We start from the raw sequence: 16,725 nt of genomic DNA, 5'->3' as shown, positions 1-16,725 counted from the left end.
CGACCGATCAGCTGCATGAGAGTCGGTCCGATAATCGGTCACGCATCACCCGAACAGCGTGGGCAACGTGCCTTCGTGTGCCTTCCGCAGCTCGTCGAGCGTGACGGAGAACTGGCCCTGGATCTCGACCGAATCGGAGCCCTCGTCGGCGACACCGATGCGCACGCACGGCAGACCGCGCGCGGAACACATTCCGGTGAAGCGGGTTTCCTCGGTGCGCGGCACCGCGACGAGCACACGGCCGGACGACTCCGAGAACAGCGTGACGAACGGGTCCTCGTCTTCGGGCAGCAGGATGCGGCAGCCGGTCTCGCCCGCGAGCGCGGCTTCGACGACGGCCTGCGCGAGACCGCCTTCGGACAGATCGTGCGCGGCCGACACCAGGCCGTCGCGCGACGACGCGAGCAGGATGTCGGCGAGCAGCCGCTCACGTTCGAGGTCGACCTTCGGCGGAACGCCCCCGAGGTGACCGTGTGCGACCTGGGCCCAGATCGAGCCGTCGAACTCGTCGCGCGTGTCGCCGAGCAGGAACAGAGTTTCGCCCGGCTCGAGGCCGATGCCGGTGGGGATGCGGCGGTGGACGTCGTCGATGACGCCGAGCACCGCGACGACCGGGGTCGGGTTGATCGCGGTGGCGCCGGTCTGGTTGTAGAACGACACGTTGCCGCCCGTGACCGGGATGCCGAGCTGCGCGCAGCCGTCGGCGAGACCTCGCACCGCCTGCTGGAACTGCCACATGACCGCGGGATCCTCGGGCGAGCCGAAGTTGAGGCAGTTGCTGACGGCCTTGGGCGTCGAGCCGGTGACGGCGACATTGCGGTACGCCTCGGCGAGCGCGAGCTGGGCGCCGGTGTACGGATCGAGCTTGGTGTAGCGCCCGGATGCGTCGGTGGCGAGCGCGATGCCGCGACCGGTCTTCTCGTCGATGCGCACGACACCCGAGTCGGCGTTCTCCGCCAGGACGGTGTTGCCGCGCACGTAGCGGTCGTACTGCTCGGTGATCCACTTGCGGCTGCACAGTGCGGGCGAGCCGATCATCGTCAACAGCGTGGCGCGTAGCTCGTCGGCGCCCTCGGGGCGCGTCAGGTTCTTCGTGGTGTCGGCCACGAGGGCGTCCTGCCACTCGGGTCGGGCGACGGGCCGCTCGTACACGGGGCCTTCGTGCGCGACGGTGCGCGGCGGCACGTCGACGACGGTCTCGCCGTGCCAGTCGATCACCAGGTGCTCGCCGTCGGTGACCTCACCGACGACGGTCGCGAGCACGTCCCACTTCTTGCAGACCGCCATGAACTCGTCGACGTCCTCGGGCTTGACGACGGCGCACATGCGTTCCTGCGACTCGCTCGACAGCACCTCGGCGGGCGTCATGCCGTGTGCACGGGTGGGCACCTCGTCGAGCCGGATGTGCATACCCCCGTCGCCCGCAGCCGCGAGTTCCGAAGTGGCACACGACAATCCGGCGCCACCGAGGTCCTGGATGCCGACCACGAGCTCTTCGCGGTACAGGTCGAGGCAGCACTCGATGAGAACCTTCTCGGTGAACGGGTCGCCGACCTGGACGCTCGGGAGCTTCTTGCGGCTGGGACCGCCGTCGCCGTCGAAGGTCTCGGACGCGAGAACGGACACACCGCCGATGCCGTCGAGGCCCGTGCGAGCGCCGAACAGGATGATCTTGTTGCCGACGCCCGACGCGAACGCGAGGTGCAGATCCTCGACCCGCATCGCGCCCGCACACAACGCGTTGACGAGGGGGTTGCCGTTGTAGCACTCGTCGAAAACGGTTTCGCCGCCCACATTGGGCAGGCCGAGCGAGTTGCCGTAGCCGCCGATTCCGCGCACGACGCCGTCGACGACACGGCGCGTGTCGGGGGCGTCGGCCGCACCGAAGCGGAGCTGGTCCATGACCGCGATCGGACGCGCGCCCATCGCCATGATGTCGCGCACGATGCCGCCGACACCCGTCGCGGCGCCCTGGTAGGGCTCGACGTACGACGGATGGTTGTGGCTCTCGACCTTGAACGTGACGGCCCAGCCGTCGCCGATGTCGACGACGCCTGCGTTCTCGCCGATGCCCGCGAGCATGTGGGCACGCATCTCGTCGGTGGTGGTCTCGCCGAAGTAGCGCAGATGCACCTTCGACGACTTGTAGGAGCAGTGCTCGCTCCACATCACCGAGTACATTGCGAGCTCGGCGTCGGTGGGGCGGCGGCCCAGGATCTCCCGGATACGGACGTACTCGTCCTCCTTGAGACCCAGCTCCTTCCACGGCTGTTCGACGTCGGGCGTCGCTGCGGCATTGGAGACGGTATCGACCTGCGGAGACACTGAGCGGTGGTCCCTTCCCGTGGACAGACGTAGCCGGCGCGCCGCACACATCGGGCAATCTGCACCGCGCTGCCGGTGGTCAGTCTACCGGGGGCGGGCCACCGATTTTCCCGGCCTGCCTCGGCCGCGTGCGTCGGGTGACGCAGAGCACACACGCGATCAGCCGAGCACCTTGCCCTTGGTCTCGGGCACGAACCGCGCCACGAACAGCAGCGCGAGGACGCCGAAGACCGCATACAGCAGATACGCGAACGACAGGCTCACGTCGGACAGCGTCGGGAAGGTCTGGGTGACGGCGAAGTTCGCGAGCCAGTTGACCGCGACGGTGAGCGACAGCGCCGCGGTGCGGACGCGGGTGTCGAACAACTCGCCGAGCACGACCCACATCAGCGGGCCCCAGCTGACCCCGAAGAACACCACGAACAGGTTCGCGGCGACCAGCGCGACGGGCCCGTAGCCGCCCGGCAGCAGGCCGTCGGCGTCGATCTTCGAGAAGCAGAACGCCATGACCGCGAGTGTGACGGCGATGCCGCCGCTGCCGACGAGCAGCAGCGGCCGTCTGCCGACCCGGTCGACGAGACCGATCGCGACGATCGTCGCCGCGATGTTCACGACGTCGGTGACGATGCCCGTCTGGAAGGAGTCGTCCGGCGAGAAGCCGACCGACTGCCACAGCGTCGTCGAGTAGAAGAAGATGACGTTGATGCCGACGAACTGCTGCAGCGCGGCCATCGCGATGCCGACCCACACGATCGGCACGAGACCGAACGCACGGCCCCGCAGCACCGACAGCCGCGCGGTACCGCTGTCGCTCGCGCGCTGCCGGTGGTGTTCGCTGTCCGGCAGGCGCGACGCCACGAGCACCTGGGCGACCGCGACGAGCGCCAGGGCCCCGAACATCCACCGCCACGACGCGCCACCCCACAGCAGAGGTTCCACCTCGCCGCCCGCCGCGCGGCGCAACAGGTAGTCGACGACGAGGCCGCCGCAGATACCGATCACGATCGACAACTGCCACAGCGACGAGAGCCTGCCGCGGATCGCGGGCGGCGCGATCTCGGTGATGTACCCGGGTACGACGACGCTGAGCAGACCGATGCCGGTGCCGCTGACGATGCGGAAGACGATCAGCATCGGCGTGCCGACCGACAGCGCCGCGCCCACCGCGCCCACCACGACCAGCAGGCCGCCGAGGCACATCGTGTTGCGCTGTCCCAGCGGATGCGCCACACGGGACGCACAAGTCGCGCCGAGCGCACAGCCGAGCAGGGAGATCGCGACGACGAGACCGGTCGATCCGCTCTCGAGCCCGAAAGCCGTTTCGAGGCCGGTGACGGCGCCGTTCATCGTCGACGTGTCGGCGCCGAACAGCAGGCCGCCGAGAGAGGCGCCGAGCGCGATCGCGGTCACCCGCCGCCTGACATCCATTCGACGATTCTCGCGGACGCAGCGCTGTCGTAGGCCGAATTCCGCGGCCCGGGCGCCCTACACGGCGGGTCGGGTCACGGAACCGGGCTGAGGAAGGCCGCCAGCGCGTCGGAGTACATGCGGACGTCCGCGGCGCCCATCAACTCGCGCGCCGAGTGCATCGCGAGTTGCGGCGCGCCGACGTCGACCGTCGTGATGCCGGTGCGTGACGCGGTGATCGGGCCGATCGTCGAACCACACGGCAGATCCGCGCGGTGGACGTACCGCTGCAACGGCACCCCGACGTGCGCGCACGCGAGCGCGAACACGGCTTCCCCGTCGGCGTCCGACGCATACCGCAGGTTCTGGTTGACCTTGAGTACCGGGCCGCCACCGACCCGGATGCGATGCGCGGGTTCGTGCCGCTCGGCGTAGTTGGGGTGTGTCGCATGTGCCATGTCGCCCGACGCGACCGTCGAACCCGCCTTCGCCTGCAGATACTCCTCGCGTCCGCCGCCGCGCCCCAGCACGATGCGTTCGAGCACCGTGTTCAGCAGGTCCGAGAACGCGCCGCGCTCGGACATGCTGCCGACCTCTTCGTGGTCGAACAGTGCGAGCACCGGGACGTATTCGCTCGGGTTGTCGGCCGCCGCGAGCAGCGCGTGAGTGCCCGCGTAGCACGTGCCCTGGTTGTCGAGACGCGGAGCACTGACGAACTCTTCCTCGGGGCCGGTGAGTGCGCTCGGCGCGAGATCGTGCGTCATCAACTCCCAGCCGAGGACGTCGTCGGGTGCGACTCCCGCACGGTCCGCGACGAAACCGACGAACGAGCGCGGCTCGTCGCCGATCCCCCACACCGCGTTGACATTTCGCTGAGGGTCGAGAGCCACTCCCTTGCGGTCCTCGGACAGGTGGATCGCGAGTTGCGGCACCCGTAGTACCGGGTCGTCGATGCGGACCAGGACGTCCTCGGCGGTGTTGCCGCGGCGCACCGACAGCCGCCCCGAGACGCCGAGGTCGCGGTCGAGCCACGAGTTGAGCCACGCGCCTCCGTACGGCTCGAGGCCGACGAGTTGCCAGCCGGCGACCGCGAGATCGGGATGCTGTTTGACGCGCAGGTTGGGGCTGTCCGTGTGACCACCGACGACGCGGAACGGTGCGGTGCGACCGACACCCTCGGTGCTCCACGCGATGAGCGAACCACCCCGCACGACGAAGTAGCGGCCCGGTTCGGTGGGCCACGACTGTGTTTCGTCGAGCCGCGTGAAGCCCGCCGAGGTGAGCTCCGACGACACCGTCGCGCACACATGGAAAGGCGACGGCGACGCGTCGACGAATCGGCAGAGTCCTTCGGCATTGGTCCACGTGGTCAACGACGGCATGGGTACATCATGACAGGGCCGCGCCCGGGCGCCGCACGACCTGTGAGCGTTTTCGGCGTACCTGGACTCGTCAAGTGCTCACAGCTGGCGGTTTCGGAATCGATAGGTGGCGCGCAGATCCCGGGTGATCTGCTTCTTCTCGTCGCTGCGCTTACCCGACCGGCGAGCGTCTCCTCGGGCAGCAGCCCGCTCGCTTTCGCGCAACAGCTTGCGGTACCGATCGAGCCTGCCCACATCCAGTGCGCCGGCGACGATGGCGTCCTGGACCGCGCAGTCGGGTTCGCTCCGGTGCTCACAATCGCGGAAGGCGCAATCCCGCGCATAGGTTTCGATGTCGGAAAACACCCGATCGACACCATCCGCAGCATCCTGGATCCCGATACCTCGCAGGCCCGGGGTGTCGATGAGCACGCCGCCACCCGGCAGCGGCAGCAACTCGCGGTGTGCCGTCGTGTGCCGGCCTTTGCCGTCCGCGGCGCGCACCTCGCTGGTATCCATGAGCTCTCGTCCGAGGAGGGCATTCGCGAGAGTGGACTTCCCCGCGCCCGACGGGCCGAGCAGCACCGTGGTCCCCGCGACTACTGTCCGTAGATCGTCCAGTCCCGCACCCGACGCGCCGCTTGTGGCGACGACGTCGACGCCGGGGGCCAGAGCAGCGACTGCTGTCGAGGCCGTGGACGCACCGAGTTCGTCCACGGTGTCCGATTTCGTGAGTACGACGACCGGTTTCGCACCGCTGTCCCAGGCCAACGCGAGCAGGCGCTCGATGCGTGCCTCGTTGAGCGGCATCGCCAGCGAGACCACGACGACGACCGAATCGACGTTCGCCGCCAGCACCTGCTGATGCGAGGTCCGGTCCGCCGATGCCCGGACGATCGCGGTGCGGCGCGGCAGCAGCGCGACCAGTTCCGGATCCGGGCCCGGGCGAAGTGCTGCCCAGTCGCCGGTGCAGACGGAATGGACGGGGTCCGCAGACGTCACCGCCGCGCCGGCGGCGCGGACCGGCCCCGAGGCGGTGAGCGTGTCGCAGCGGCCGCGATCGACCCGGGTGACGCGAGCGGGCACCAGGCCCGCGGCCGCGTGCTCGGCGAAAAGCGCTTCGAACGAGTCGTCCCAGCCGAGCGCGGACAACGAACCGGCCGACGAGGACGCAGGTGAGGAGTAAGGCGAGTTCACGGTGGGATCCTTCGAGGAGGAGCCCCTTTCGATCAGACCGGGGCCCGGGAGGTCAGCTTGGTCGGGGTGCTGCACTGGGCAGCGGTCTTCGCCGTACTCATCAGCCCACCTCCTGTCTCGTCGCACTACAGATTCGAACCACACGGGTCAGGCCCCCCCGGGGGGGGCGAACTCGGATGGACCGGACCGTAACACCGGTCGATCATCGCCCACCAGCGATTTTCGCCGCAGCCCAGTCCGCCTGCTCGAGCGCGGATTCGATTACGGCCACGGCAGCGGCGGCCCCGCCCGCGGCGCGCATCTCGTCCGCCAGCTCCCGCGACCGGGTACGGACGGATTCGGACGTGATGTGGTCGAGCGCCTCGCGCAACTCCTGCGGCGTCACGGTCTCACTGTCGACGCGCACAGCGACACCGGCCTCGACGAGCGCGTCCGCGTTGCCGAACTGGTCGACGGCCTGCGGCGCGCAGATCATCGGCGTCCCGGTCGCGAGGCCCTCGCTCGAGCCGCCCATACCCGCATGCGTGACGAATGCGTCGGCGTGCCGCAGGATGTCGAATTGCGGCACCCACCGGTGGACTTCGACGTTGGTGGGTAGTTCGCCGAGGTCGTCCGGGTCCACGGTCCTGCCGATCTGCAGGATCAGTCGCCAGCCGTCCATCGGGCCGAACGCGTCGATGCAACGCCGGTAGAACCCGGCGTCGGCAGTGAACGCTGTGCCGAGCGACACCAGCAGCGCGCGCTCGCCCTCGGGCGGGGTCCAGTCTCCGTCGGCGTCGCGGTGTTCGGGCAGTGCGGGGCCGACGAAGGTGTACACCGATTCGTCGACGCGATCGGCATTGGGCTGCATCGACTTCGCGATGAGGACGACGGCGCGCGGTGGCCTGCCGAGGAAGCTGTCGGCGTCCGCGTCGATCCCCTCGTTGCGAAGGAACTGCTGCTGCCGTTCGTGCAGGGCCGCGCCACGCGGGTCGGCGCGCATCGACCGCGTGAACTCGGCCATGTCGGCCTCGTACCCTTCCCACGCGACGTAGGTGGGCGAGATCTGCACGATCGGAATCCCCCACTGCTCGGCGAGGATCCGCGCAGGCATTCCGGCGATGTCGTACAGGAACAGGTCGGGCCGGTCGTTCTCGTAGAGGGCCCGCAGTTGCGGAAGCATCGACTCGTACTCGGTCTGGAAGAGCGTGAGCGCGTCGATCGCGTCGCTCCCCCAGTCCGCTTTCTCGGCGTCCTCGACCCCCTCGGACTCTTCCGCGGCCGCCGCGTGGTTGACCTTCGGAAGTGTGCTCGCGTACGGCCGCAACTGCGCGCCGGTTCGTTCTACGACGGCACGCATCGAGGGATCGTTCGCGTACGTGACGCGATACCCACGCGCGACGAGGGCGCGGACGACCTCGAGGCTCGGGTTGACGTGGCCGGGGGCGGGAATGCTCACGACAGCGATGTGTGCGGGCATGGACGACTCCATTCTCAAGACGGTCCGTCTCGTCTCATCTACTGAGCGGCACGATGTGCTCCCTGTCAAGACGGAACGTCTCGTCTACACTCGCGTCATGTCCGAGGCAGCCCATCCCCGCAGGTCCGAACGTGCCCGCACCGCCGTTCTCGACGCCACCGCCGAGCTGATTCGTGAGGTGCCCTACCCGAAGATCACCGTCGAAGGGATCGCCGCGCGGGCGGGAGTCGGCAAGCAGACGATCTACCGCTGGTGGCCGTCGAAAGGCGCGGTGGTGGTCGACGTCCTTGCGCGCGACCTGCCCGACGGCGACGCCTACGCCCTGCCGGACACCGGCGATCTCGCCGTCGACATGCTGAACGTACTGCGCGCCACCGAGAACGAATTCGCCGGCGAGGAGTTCAGCGCGTTCTACCGTGCGATCCTCATCGAGGCCATGGGCGATGCACCGCTGCGCGCACGCATCGCCGAGGTGCTCTTCAGTCGGCAACTCGACGCCGCGCACACCCGCTTCGCGTCGGCGCGTGCCGCGGGACAGATGCGCGACGACGTGGCCGACGCCGTCGCCTTCGAACTGTTCTTCGGCCCCACGACGCACCGCTGGCAGACCGGCGCGCTCCCCCTCGGCGACGAGCACGCCGACGCCGTCGTCGCTCTCGCGATGCGCGCGATCGCGCCGTGAACGCTCACTCCCCTTCGGGGTAGTCGATCCGCAGCAGTTGCGCCTCGCCGGTGGTGGCCGGGTCGGGACGGTCGGCCGCGTCGGTCGCGGCCCGCTGCAGACCGTTCAGGTCCGTGCGCATGTAGAGCACGTTGTACCGGTCCCACGTCGTGAGCACGAAGTTCAGGTAGCGGCCGTCCGACCAGGGGTGCATGAAACCGCCGTAGAGCGACGGCAGCAGCACCGAGCTGAGGATCGTCTCGGTACCGCTCCACGGTCCTTCGAGCTGTTCGGCCTGCCGGATCACGAGGCCCTTGACCGGATCGGTGTACATCGCCACGAACTTGTTCAGGTAGCTGTTCCACTGCACCGACAGTTCGCTCACCGAACCGGGGATGACGTCCGCGGCGGCCGAGATGTCGGGCTCCCACGTCGAGCCGTTCCAGTACTCGTACGCGGCCAGGTTGTCGATGTCGGCACCCTGCACGCGCGCGAGCCGCGCGGGCCCGAATCGCCCCGAAGGCGTGCCGAATTCGTACAGCCAGCCGTCGGCGCCGTGCACGAACGCGCTCTGCTGGAAGTTCTCGTTGCCTGCCGCCACCGCGGGCAGTCCGGGCACGTCGACACCCGGCGTGTTCGCGCGCGCGGTGGCCGGATCGACGGTCCACGTCTCGCCGTTGTCCGTCGACCGCGCGAGGCCCGAATAGTTGGTGGTCCAGTTGCCCGGCGTGTCCCAGCTGCGCACCGACATGAACCGCACGTACTGATCTGCGCCGACGGCGATGCCCGCGGTGGGGATGACGGTGTACTCGATCGGGCTGCCCGGCGGCAGGTTCAGCAGTCCGTGGATGACCTGCTTCGAGTGGTTCGGCGCATCGAGCGGCGACGAGTCGATGCGCATGCCGTCGGACAGGTCCTGGTCGGCACTGCGGAACAGCACATTGCTGCGCCAGTCGCCGCCCGGGGAATCGCAGTCGCCGACGGTGTCGCCGAATGCCATGAGGGTCTGGCCCGCCCCACCGTCCCACATGATCCCGAGGTCGGTGCCCGAGACGTTGAACCGCTCGATCGTCTCGTTCGGGGAGCCGGGGCCGGTGACCATCTCGAGCGCCTGGGTGCGGCCGGTCAGTTGCGGCACACCACCGTCAGGACGGCCACTGAGCCACGGAATACCGAGGCCGGCAAGCGAACCCGTCGAGCTGCCCGTGCTGCTTCCCGAACTGCCGGAGCCGTCCTGCCCGCACGGCCCGCCCTGTGCGCCCGAGGGGGCCGCGACCGCGACCGACAGTGTCGTCGCGACGCCGACAGCCACCGCGGCCGACACCCATCGGGAGCGGACGGACGACTGCGTCCGAGCCTGTGCGGAGAACCGTGTTCGTTGCGGGGACCGGGTGGTGCGCACAGGGCGTCCTTTCGCTCGGAGATCGAGACCACCGCGGGCAGCGGCGTACCGATGTCGAGCAACACCCAATCATGCACGTGCGTCCGATTCGTCACTTCGGCGCCAATCGTTATCAACGCTCTCGCGAGCACCATCGGCACCCCGCGTCACACGGTCACCGTCTCGCCTTCCTCGCGCTCGGACGTGGTGGCGTCGGCAGTGACGGCGTCGGCCGATTCGCGCTCGCGGTCCTGCAGGTAGGCGCGCAGCGAGTACGCGAACGCGGCGACCCAGACCACGACGATCACGACGTAGACGACCGTCGTGATCGCGCCGGACACGTCGAGCCAGTCGCTGCGCATGAGGCTGCGTGCGTTGGTGAGAACGATGATGCCGCCGACCGACGCACCGAGCAGGCGCGGCGGGACATGACGCACGAGCCACGCCGCGATCGGCGCGGCGATCACACCGCCCGCCAGGATCGCGAGCACCCACGTGAAGTCGATCCCCTGCGAACCGAGGCTGAACAGGAATCCGAGGCTTGCGGCGACGGCGACGAAGAACTCGCTCGCGTCGATCGAGCCGATCACCTTGCGCGGCTCGAGCCGGCCGCTCGCAAGGATTGCCGGCGTTCCGACGGGCCCCCATCCGCCGCCACCGGTCGCGTCGGCGAAACCCGCAACCAGGCCGAGCGGCGCGAGGAACCGCTTGCGCAGCGGCCTGCCGAGCCGATGACGCGGGATCCCGAGCAGCGTGAAGCGCACGAGGATGTAGAGACCGAGCAGCAGCAGGATCGTCGCCATGACGGGCGCGGCCGCCTCGGTCGACAGAGTGGACAGCACGGTGGCGCCGACGAAGGCGCCCACGGCGCCGGGCAGCGCGATCTTCGCGACGACGCGCCACTCGACGTTGCCGAACCGCCAATGCGACAGACCCGACACGAGAGTCGTTCCGATCTCGGCGAGGTGCACCGTGGCCGACGCCGCAGCGGGGTTGGTACCGATCGCGAGGAGCAGGGTCGTGGTGGTGACGCCGTATGCCATGCCCAGGCTGCCGTCGACCAGCTGGGCGGCGAGCCCGACCAGACCGATGAGGATCAGGGTTCTCACGTGCTCACTCCTGTGTGCTGCTGCGATATCCCGCCCTGACGGCGGGCAAGGGTGGACGCCCCGGGTATCGAGGCAGATACGCAACCGTAGGCACCCTCACGCGGCACGAACAGGGAAAACACCCGACTGATCGCAACTGTTGACAGGGTGCAGATGTGCGATCAGGCCGGCACCGCGTCGTTGTACCGGGTGTCGACGTAGTCGCCGAACGACGCCTCCGTCCGGATCTCGCCACTGTCGACAAATGCGTCGAGAAGCTCCTGCTCCGACGCGATCACGTCGTCGTCGAGCGCGATGGCCGGGCGCAGGCTCCGGCCCTGGGCGAGCTTCGCTGCCTCGGGATCGATACCGACGGCAGCGGCATAGTCGGCGGACCACTCGTCGGGATGCTCGACCGCCCACTGCGACGCGCGCGCGATGCGCGTGACGAGATCCCGGAGAGCGGTGTTCTTCGCCGGGTCCGCGAGCGCCTGATCGGACGCGATGCCGAATCCGTAGCCGTTCGACACGCCCTCGGCCGTGGTGAGAGTGTCGACGCCGGAACCGAGTTGCGCGATCGCGGTGTACGGATCCCACACCGCCCACGCGTCCACCTGCCCCGCCTGGAATGCGGTCTGCGCGTCGGCCGGCTGCAGGAAGGCCCACTCGAGGTCGTCGACCGCCAGGCCCGCCTTCTTCAACTGCAGCAGTAGGTGCCCGTGCGCGGAACTGCCCTTGCCGACGGCGACGCGCTTGCCACGCAGGTCCTGCACCGACTTCAGCGGCGAGCCGGGCGCGACGAGGATCCGGTCGCCCGAGGCATTGTTCGCATACGCCGACACGACCTTGATGCGCGCGTCCGATGCGACGCCGAACACCGGCGGTGTGTTGCCGGTGACCGCGAAGTCGATCTTGCCTGCGGTCGCGGCCTCGATCTGCGGCGGCCCGGAGATGAACGTCGAGAAGGCGACGGTGTACGGCGCGTCGTCGAGTTGGCCCGACGCACGCAGCAGCGCCTCGGTACCTCCCTTCTGGTCCCCCACCTGCAGGGTGACTTCCGACAGCTGGTCCGTCGGAACGAGTTCGGGAGCGTCGGTCGCGCCGGCATTCGACTCACGCTGCACGCAGCCCGAGAGGGTCGCCGTCGCGAGGACCAGGCCCGTGACGACGGCGGCGACACGGGTCCATCGGGGGCTGCCCGGCCGGGCAGCACGCGGTGAGGAGGCGGAACGCATGGAGACTTCCTTTTCGATCACGGGCTTCGACAACGGAGCGCGGTGGCGGGTGGGGTTCAACCGGCGTGGACGCCGAGAGCGGTGAGCAGGCGTGAACGGTGGCGGCCGAATGCCGCGGTCCCGCGCTCACGCGGGCGCGGCAGATCGACGTGCACGTCGTCGGCGATCGCACCGTCGTCGAGGACGACGACCCGGTCGGCCAGCGCGACGGCCTCGTCGACATCGTGGGTCACGAGCAGGACACCGAAGCCGTGCCTTCGCCACAGCGCCAGCAGCAGGGCATGCATGTCGAGTCGCGTGAGCGCGTCGAGCGCACCGAAAGGCTCGTCGAGCAACAGCAATTCGGGCTCACCCACGAGCGCACGGGCGAGCGCGACGCGCTGCGCCTGACCGCCCGACAATGTGAGCGGCCACGCGTCGCGTTTGTCGGCGAGACCGACCTCGTCGAGTGTGCGGTCGGCGGCGGCGAGCGCCTCCGCACCGCGGACACCCGCGGTGTTGAGGCCGTACGCGACATTGCGGCGGACGCTGCGCCACGGCAGCAGCCGCGGTTCCTGGAATGCGACCGCGGGCGAGCCCGCGACGTGCCGGTCGCCCGTGTGATCGCGCGAGAGCCCGGCCAGCACACGCAGCAGCGTGGACTTACCGGAGCCCGAGCGGCCCACCAGCGCAACGATTTCGCCGCGCGCGATGTCGAGATCGACGTCGGCAAGCACCTGATTGTCGCCGTACCACTTGTCGATTCCGCGCAACGACGCGGCGAGTTCGATTCGCGCTGCGGTCACTTCGTGTCCCCTTCGCCTCGGTACCGCAGCGCGCGCTTCTCGAGCAGTCGCACGATGCCGTCGGTCGCGATGCCCATCAACGCGTAGACCACGAGCCCGAAGATGATCGTGTCGACGCGCAGGAAGTCGCGTGCGTGATTGATGATGAAGCCGAGGCCCGCGTCCGAGTTGATCTGTTCGGCGACGATCAGCGAGAGCCACGCGATCGCGAGCGACTGGCGCAGCCCCACGAGCAGTTGCGGCGCGGTACTCGGCAGGATGATCGTGGTGAACCGCTGCCACCACGAGAAGCCGAGCACGGATGCGGTCTCGAACAGCTTGGCGTCGATCTGCCGGATTCCCGAGAAGGTGTTGAGGTACAGGGGGAATGCGACGCCGAGTGCGACGAGCAGGATCTTGGGCGTCTCGCCGATTCCGAACCACAGGATGAACAGCGGGATGAGTCCGAGATGGGGCAGGGCGCGCAGCATCTGCAGCGGCGGGTCGACGGTCGCCTCCGCGACCCGCGACAGGCCCACGAGGGCACCGAGCGCGACGCCCACGACGCCCCCGAGCAGCAGACCAAGCGCCACTCTCAGCCCGGACACCCCGAGCGCGTCGACGAGTTCGCCGTTCCGCACCAGTTCGAGGCCCGCATCGGCGATCAGTGACGGCGCGGGCAGGATGCGCTGCGAGATGAGGCCCGCGGCGCTGCCGATCTGCCACAGCACGAGGAGCGCGACCGGCGAGAGCAGCCGGATGACGGTCCATCGGTGGCGCGCCCAGAACCCGCCACGGGCCGGTGCCTCGCCAGGATCGACGGGAGTCGGTGGGTTCACGACTGCGGCGCCTGCGGCGCGCACGGTGTCGGTCGTTGTCGCGGTCATGTCGCAGCGAACCCCTCGGAAATCGGCGGCAGGTTCGGGCCGCGGCACGTCGATCGGCCGCGGTCCGAACCTTCACCGTGCCGGGAGGATCACCGGTTCACGAGGGTTTGCGTCACCGTGATTTTTTGCTGCCTACCCTCCGTTGGACTGCCTGATACCTTCCGCGAACGCATCGAACCGGTACACGTAGCCGCCTTCCGGACCGCTGACCGTCACGTACGCGTCGGTCGTGCCCGGCCGGATCGCGATGTTCGTCGCCGACTCGAGGCCCTGCGCGTCCGGGAACTCGACGGTCGCGAGGCGCTCGCCGTCGGGCCGGTACACGAGAATCCGCGGTTCGCCGTGGATGCCCTGGTAGACATTGCCGTCCGCGTCGACAGCATTCGAATCGGTTTGTGTCGTACCGCCGTCCACGTGCATCGCGGTGTGCGCTCGCGCCACCGTGGTGCGATCCGGGCCGAGTGTGAGGTAGTCGATGCGATTGGCGTCGAGCTGGCTCACCCACAGCGCACCGCCGTCCCGGTCGAACGAGATGCCGTTCGGATTCGGTTGGCCGTCCGCGAGAACGGTGGCGTGTGCGGTGGCGCGATCGAACCGCAGCACCCGGCCGGTGGGCGTGCCCTCGGGATATGCCGTGTACGACGAGTCGGTCGCATAGAGGTTTCCGTCGTCGTCGAACGTGAGATCGTCGAGTTGCATACGTCGCCCGTCGATCTCGCCGTCGGCGAACACTCTCGGGTCGGTGCCGTCGGGCGCGACGCTCACGATGCGTCCACGAAAGTCGGTGAGGTACAGCCGACCGTCGTGCGCGCTGAACTGCGCCGAGGTGAACGCACCGGCGTCGTCGGTGAACACCTGCTCGACGCGATCGGTGTCGAGGTCGACGGCCATCACCTTCGCGTCGCCCGCGGGCGCAGTGACGTCGACGAGGTAGAGCCTGCCGTCGTCGCCGAAGGTCGGCCCCTCGAGAAGCGTCATGCCCGTTTCGGGGTGGACGTCGGTCACCTGGAGGACACGCTCCGCGGTGCGGGTGTCCGGCGCGGCTTCCGACGCATCGGAATCCGAGCACGCCACGAGCGAGAACGCGGTGGCCATCGTGACGAGTGCCGCGCCGCCGCGGATCGCCGCGGTCACCGGCCCGCTCCGGCAGCCGGGGCGACGAGCACATCGCTCATGTCGCCGGTACGCCACTGCGCGAGCAGCCGGTGGAAGGCTATGGGGCCGGGTCCGTAGGACGACGGCGTCGCGGTACGGCGAGTGCCCTCGCCGTTGTAGTAGCCGGGCGTGCACTCGGCGAGGAAGGTGCCGTTGTCGATCGCGGTGTCCCGGATCGTGTCGCACCACGCGTCTTCGGCTTCGGCGGTCGGTTCGACGCACTCGGCGCCGCACTTGCGCGCCTCGGCGACGACCGCCGCGATGTGGTCTGCCTGCTCCTGCAGGATGTGGGCGAAGTTGACCGAGTTCGCGTTCTGCATCGACGCGAGGTGGAACAGGTTCGGAAAACCGTGCGAGTAGAAGCCGTGCAGCGTGCGTGGGCCGGCCGCCCAGTGATCGAGCAGCGCGCGGCCGCCGCGCCCGTACACGGGCAACGTGCCCGACCGCACGCCCGACACACCGGTCTCGAATCCCGTGGCGAACACGACACAGTCGACCTCGTACTCGACGTCACCGACGACGACTCCGCGTTCGGTCATGCGCGTGACACCACCGTGGTCCGCGGTGTCGACGAGAGTCACATTCGGGCGATTGAAGGTCTGCAGGTAGTGGTCACTGAAGCCGGGGCGCTTGCACATGTAGCGGTACCACGGTTGCAGCGCAGCGGCGGTCTGCGGGTCGTCGACGACCTCGGCGACGCGTGCGCGAATCTCGTTCATCTTCGCGAAATCGGCCGTCTCGTCGAGACGTTCCCGCTCGTCGGGCTCCAGCGTCGTGTCGACGGCGCCGGTGATCATCTTGCGTTGCAGCCGCGCCGTCGACGTCCACCGGTCTCCCACCAGGTCGACGTCGACGTCCTCGCCCGCGAGGATCGCGAGAAAGTTCTCCATGCGTTCGCGCTGCCAGCCCGGTCGCAACGACGCCGCCCACTCGGGGTCGGTGGGCCGATTGTCGCGCACGTCCACCGACGACGGCGTGCGCTGGAAGACGTACAGATGCTCGGCATCTCGCGCGACGAACGGAATCGCTTGCAGGCCCGTCGCGCCCGTACCGACGATGCCGACCCGCTTGTCCGCGAGCCGGTACAGACCGCCGTCGGCGTCGCCGCCGGTGTACCCGTAGTCCCACCTGCTGGTGTGGAAGGTGTGTCCGCGGTAGTTCTCGATTCCCGGGATTCCGGGAAGCTTCGGCTGGCTCAGCGTGCCGGAGGACACGACGACATACCGTGCACGCATCTCGTCGCCGCGGTCGGTCGACACGAGCCATTCGTTCTCTTCGTCGTCCCACCGCAGTTCGGTTGCACGCGTGTGGAACACCGCGTCCCGATACAGGCCGTAATGCTCGGCGATCGCGACACAGTGCCGCCGGATCTCGTCGCCCGGAGCGTATCGCCACTTCGGGACGTAGCCGACCTCTTCGAGCAACGGCATGTACACGTACGACTCGATGTCGCAGTGGATCCCGGGATAGCGGTTCCAGTACCACGTTCCGCCGAAGTCGCCGCCCTCGTCGATCAGCCGCACGGACTCGACACCCGACTCACGCAACCTCGCGCCGGTGAGCAGCCCCCCGAAGCCGCCGCCGACCACGAGGACGTCGACACGGTCGGTCAGTGGTGCGCGTTCGGTGAACGGTGTGTAGGGGTCTTTCGCGTAGTACCCGAACTCGCCCGCGGCGCGACGGTACTGGGTCTTGCCGTCCGGGCGCAGGCGTCTGTCGCGCTCGTATCGATACTTCTCACGCAGGGCGTTCGGGTCGAGGTGGGGGCCGGATGATGCGCAGTCGCGATTCGCCGCGTCCGTCAC

Annotated in this window: 13 protein-coding genes; 1 reads left to right on the top strand and 12 read right to left on the bottom strand. The window is 68.9% G+C overall.

What is annotated here, in order from left to right:
• Positions 1-45: 45 nt before the first annotated feature.
• The 5 genes from purL to HCA44_RS06040 form a co-directional block, all read right to left on the bottom strand.
• Positions 46-2,325 carry a phosphoribosylformylglycinamidine synthase subunit PurL gene (gene purL, locus HCA44_RS06060; protein ID WP_169647620.1) on the bottom strand — a complete coding sequence of 760 codons (2,280 nt, stop codon included), beginning with the start codon at positions 2,323-2,325 and terminating at the stop codon, positions 46-48.
• 159 nt (positions 2,326-2,484) lie between these two features.
• Positions 2,485-3,753, bottom strand: coding sequence for an MFS transporter (locus HCA44_RS06055; RefSeq protein ID WP_169647619.1), 1,269 nt, complete (start codon positions 3,751-3,753; stop codon positions 2,485-2,487).
• A 74-nt stretch (positions 3,754-3,827) separates the two neighbouring features.
• The gene (locus HCA44_RS06050; protein ID WP_169647618.1) at positions 3,828-5,114 is read right to left on the bottom strand and encodes a M18 family aminopeptidase; all 1,287 of its coding nucleotides are present in this window, start codon (positions 5,112-5,114) and stop codon (positions 3,828-3,830) included.
• A gap of 78 nt (positions 5,115-5,192) precedes the next feature.
• The gene (gene rsgA / locus HCA44_RS06045; protein ID WP_169647617.1) at positions 5,193-6,290 is read right to left on the bottom strand and encodes a ribosome small subunit-dependent GTPase A; all 1,098 of its coding nucleotides are present in this window, start codon (positions 6,288-6,290) and stop codon (positions 5,193-5,195) included.
• Between the two features lie 202 nt (positions 6,291-6,492).
• Entirely contained in the window at positions 6,493-7,749 is a 1,257-nt protein-coding gene (locus tag HCA44_RS06040; protein WP_169647616.1) for a macrolide family glycosyltransferase, read from the bottom strand.
• Between the two features lie 97 nt (positions 7,750-7,846).
• On the opposite strand from HCA44_RS06040, the gene HCA44_RS06035 reads away from it, so the two are divergent.
• The gene (locus HCA44_RS06035; RefSeq protein WP_169647615.1) at positions 7,847-8,431 is read left to right on the top strand and encodes a TetR/AcrR family transcriptional regulator; all 585 of its coding nucleotides are present in this window, start codon (positions 7,847-7,849) and stop codon (positions 8,429-8,431) included.
• Between the two features lie 4 nt (positions 8,432-8,435).
• On the opposite strand, the gene HCA44_RS06030 is transcribed toward HCA44_RS06035, so the two are convergent.
• The 7 genes from HCA44_RS06030 to HCA44_RS06000 all read right to left on the bottom strand — a co-directional run bounded on the left by HCA44_RS06030 (position 8,436) and on the right by HCA44_RS06000 (position 16,725).
• A complete protein-coding gene (locus HCA44_RS06030) occupies positions 8,436-9,722 on the bottom strand; it encodes a DUF4185 domain-containing protein (RefSeq protein WP_346764596.1) in 1,287 nt (428 codons plus the stop codon).
• Between the two features lie 236 nt (positions 9,723-9,958).
• Complete coding sequence (locus tag HCA44_RS06025; protein WP_169647614.1) at positions 9,959-10,900, bottom strand: sulfite exporter TauE/SafE family protein; 942 nt, start codon at positions 10,898-10,900, stop codon at positions 9,959-9,961.
• A 161-nt stretch (positions 10,901-11,061) separates the two neighbouring features.
• Positions 11,062-12,114 (bottom strand): ABC transporter substrate-binding protein, encoded by a 1,053-nt coding sequence (locus HCA44_RS06020; RefSeq protein ID WP_169647613.1) that lies wholly within the window; start codon positions 12,112-12,114, stop codon positions 11,062-11,064.
• Between the two features lie 56 nt (positions 12,115-12,170).
• Positions 12,171-12,899, bottom strand: a complete 729-nt coding sequence (locus tag HCA44_RS06015) for an ABC transporter ATP-binding protein (RefSeq protein WP_169647612.1) — start codon at positions 12,897-12,899, stop codon at positions 12,171-12,173.
• Positions 12,896-13,765 (bottom strand): ABC transporter permease, encoded by an 870-nt coding sequence (locus HCA44_RS06010; protein WP_169647611.1) that lies wholly within the window; start codon positions 13,763-13,765, stop codon positions 12,896-12,898. The genes HCA44_RS06015 and HCA44_RS06010 overlap by 4 nt, the downstream gene beginning before the upstream one ends.
• Before the next feature lie 132 nt (positions 13,766-13,897).
• Positions 13,898-14,899: an SMP-30/gluconolactonase/LRE family protein gene (locus HCA44_RS06005; RefSeq protein ID WP_206037761.1), complete on the bottom strand. Its 1,002-nt coding sequence runs from the start codon at positions 14,897-14,899 to the stop codon at positions 13,898-13,900.
• Entirely contained in the window at positions 14,896-16,725 is a 1,830-nt protein-coding gene (locus HCA44_RS06000) for an NAD(P)/FAD-dependent oxidoreductase (protein ID WP_169647610.1), read from the bottom strand. The genes HCA44_RS06005 and HCA44_RS06000 overlap by 4 nt, the downstream gene beginning before the upstream one ends.

The sequence above is a fragment of the Rhodococcus sp. HNM0569 genome, from assembly GCF_012726205.1.
GTDB lineage: Bacteria > Actinomycetota > Actinomycetes > Mycobacteriales > Mycobacteriaceae > Rhodococcus_F.
This window is presented reverse-complemented; position numbering and strand designations above follow the sequence as displayed.